We start from the raw sequence: 3,050 nt of genomic DNA on the forward strand, positions 1-3,050 counted from the left end.
AAGAAGCTCATGCAGCGCTTCGGTTCGTGGGTGGCCTCCCGCGCCGCCGGGCTCGACCTGCCGGACGCCGCGAGCGGGTTCCGCGCGTACTCGAAGTACTCGCTCATCCGCCTCAACATCGTCACCCGCTTCAGCTACTGCATGGAGACGATCGTGCAGGCCGGGTACAAGCGCCTCGCGATCGCGTCGATCCCGATCACGACGAACCCGAAGACCCGCGAGTCCCGCCTGTTCAAGAACATCTGGCAGCACATGTTCCAGTCCGGGTCCGCGATCGCCCGCGTGTACCTGATGTACCGCCCGATGGCACTGTTCCTCTGGGTCGCGGCGATCCTCGGCGCGCTCGGCCTCTGGCCGCTCGTGCGCTACCTCGTGCTCCTCGCGATGCAGACCGGCGGCAACCACCTGCAGTCGATCATCCTCGGTGTGGTCCTGCTCATCACCGCGGTCCTCAGCGTCGTGATCGGCGTCGTCGCCGACCTCACGAGGCTCAACCGCACGCTGGCCGAGGAACAGCTCGACCTGCAGAAGCTGCAGCGCTATGGCGACTGAGGGCACCGCCGCACTGCCGGTGTCCCGGGGGGAACGACGCACCGTCGTCGCACTGACCGCGGCGTTCGCGCTGCTGCTCACGCTCTGGGCCTTCCTGACGCCGATGTTCGCGGCCCCGGACGAGGCGGCGCACTTCGACGCCGCAGAACAGCTCGCCCTGGGCAAGGGGTGGCCCGCACCCGGCGACATGGACCTGCTCGCGACGACGTACGTCGAACAGGGGCAGTCGACGACGGTCGCCGCCGCGAACCGCGACACGGTCGCCCAGCTCACCGCCGAGAACCCGGGCAACCACGACTTCGTCAACCAGATGACGCAGCACCCGCCGACCTACTACGGCGTCGGCGCGCTCGTGCTCAAGGGCATCGGGTTCTTCCACCTGCGGTGGGACGTCGGCGTGATGGCCCTGCGCCTCATGGACGTCGTGCTGCTGCTCCCCCTGCCCGCCCTCACCTGGGCCACCGTGCGGCGCGTCACCCGCTCGCCCCGGACCGCGGTCGTCGGCGCCCTCGCGCTGTTCGCCGTCCCGCAGCTGGCGCAGATCGGGTCCTCCGTCACGAACGACGCACCGGTCATCCTTCTCGGTGCCGTGATCTCGTGGCTCGCCGCCCGGGCGCTCACGGGCGACCACCGGTGGCGGATCGCCGTCTGGCTCGGTGTCGCCGTCGCGGCGGTCTGCTCGGTCAAGGGCACCGGCCTGCCGACGGTGCCGTTCGTCGCCGTCGCCCTGCTGGTCGCGGGCCACGGCACGCTGTCCTGGGGTGCACGCATCGGCCGGACCGCCGTCGCGGGGGCGATCGTCGCCGCGCTGGGGTCCTGGTGGTGGATCCGCAACCTCGTCCTGTTCGGCACGCTGCAGCCCGACGGTGTCAGCTCCGTCCGGCAGGACAAGCCGTGGGGTCGTGAGACGAGCGCGAACTTCGGCGAGTTCATGAACGTCGAGTGGGACCGCCTCACCTCGTCGTTCTGGGGCCAGTTCGGCGCGCTGCGCTACCCGATGAGCCAGATCCTGACCGATTCGCTCACCGTCGTCGCCCTGGCCGTGATCGTGGGCTGGGCGTTCCGACGCACCGCGAACCGGACCACCGCGATCGTGATGCTCGTGCTGCCCGCGATCACCCTGGTGATCCAGCTGCAGAACAACTTCGCCTCGTACGACGACACGCAGCTCATCGCCGGAGCGCAGGGACGCTACCTGTTCATCGGGCTGGTGCCGCTCGTCGTGGTGAGCGCGGTGGCGTGGCGGAACCTCGTCACGAGCGCTCCGGAGCGGGCCCGTCTCGCTCGCATCCTGACCTGGACGTTCCCGATCGTGGGGCTCTACGGGCTGACGGTCGCCTACCGCGGCTTCTACGAGAACACGCACCTGCAGGTCACCGTCGCCGGGCTCGGCCGACTCGTCAACCTCACCTCGGCCGGCCGCTCCGGCTTCGCCGTGGTCCTGCTGCTGGCCGTGGCCGCCGGCGTCTGGGCGCTCGTCGAGGCCCGGCGGACCACGGCGTCCGGGTCCGCCCCGCTACACTCGTCCATCGATCCACCGTCACCGACTCCGAAAAGGAACCTGACCTCGTGAAGATCCTCGTCACCGGCGGAGCCGGCTTCATCGGCTCGAACTTCGTCCGTCGCACCCTGCAGGACGCGTACCCCGGACTCGAGGGCGCCGAGGTCGTCGTCTACGACGCCCTGACCTACTCGGGCAACCTCGACAACCTCGCGCCGGTCGCCGACTCGCCGCGCTACACCTTCGTGCAGGGCGACATCCGCGACGCCGCGAAGCTCGACGAGGTCGTCCCCGGCATCGACGCCATCGTGCACTTCGCCGCCGAGTCCCACGTCGACCGCTCGGTCCGCGACTCCGGCATCTTCGTCGAGACCAACGTCGTGGGCACCCAGCGCCTGCTCGACGCCGCGCTCCGGCACGGCACCGAGCGCTTCGTGCACGTCTCCACCGACGAGGTCTACGGCTCCATCAGTGAGGGCTCGTGGGACGAGGAGCGTCCGCTCGAGCCGTCGCGCTCTGCCTCGTCGTGACCGGGCTCGGCTGGTGGCGCATCGCGACGGTCGACCCGACGCGCACGCACCTGCGCTGGACCGCGGTCGCGCCGATCCTCGTCGCCGTGGTCTGCGTGGTGCGGCTGCCCCTCGTGGACTGGTCGGCGCTCCCCGTCCGGTACTTCCTGCTGCTCGCCGTGGGGGTGCTGTTCGTCGGGGTGTTCGAGGAGCTGATGACCCGCGGGGTGCTGCTCGTCGGGCTGCGGCGGCGCCTGCCTGAGTTCGGCGTGTGGATCGCTTCGTGCGTGCTCTTCGGGGTCCTGCACCTGCTCAACGCCCTCGCCGGTGCCGGGCTCGGCGCAACGCTGGTGCAGGTCGTGTTCGCGGCGTCCTTCGGTTCGACGCTGTACGTCGCACGTCGGGTGACCGGGAGCCTGCTCCTCCGGTGCTGCTGCACGCGTTCTGGGACTTCGGGTCCGATCGCCTGTCGGCGACGACGGACGTGC

At 70.3% G+C, this 3,050-nt stretch carries 2 protein-coding genes and 2 pseudogenes; all 4 read left to right on the top strand.

Going from position 1 to position 3,050, the window contains the following annotated elements; all coding sequences use genetic code 11:
* A pseudogene (locus I5E_RS06635) lies at window positions 1–552 on the top strand (glycosyltransferase family 2 protein); the annotation flags it as partial.
* Window positions 542–2,125 carry a DUF2142 domain-containing protein gene (locus tag I5E_RS06640; RefSeq protein ID WP_022906298.1) on the top strand — a complete coding sequence of 528 codons (1,584 nt, stop codon included), beginning with the start codon at window positions 542–544 and terminating at the stop codon, window positions 2,123–2,125. The pseudogene I5E_RS06635 and the gene I5E_RS06640, both read left to right, overlap by 11 nt.
* Window positions 2,122–2,580 (top strand): annotated as a pseudogene (locus I5E_RS06645) (GDP-mannose 4,6-dehydratase); the annotation flags it as partial. The gene I5E_RS06640 and the pseudogene I5E_RS06645, both read left to right, overlap by 4 nt.
* 116 nt (window positions 2,581–2,696) lie before the next feature.
* Window positions 2,697–3,050: CPBP family intramembrane glutamic endopeptidase (locus tag I5E_RS21350; RefSeq protein ID WP_305791140.1), on the top strand; the 354-nt coding region annotated here is incomplete at its 3' end.

The organism is Curtobacterium sp. B18, assembly GCF_000333375.1.
Taxonomy (GTDB): Bacteria; Actinomycetota; Actinomycetes; order Actinomycetales; family Microbacteriaceae; genus Curtobacterium.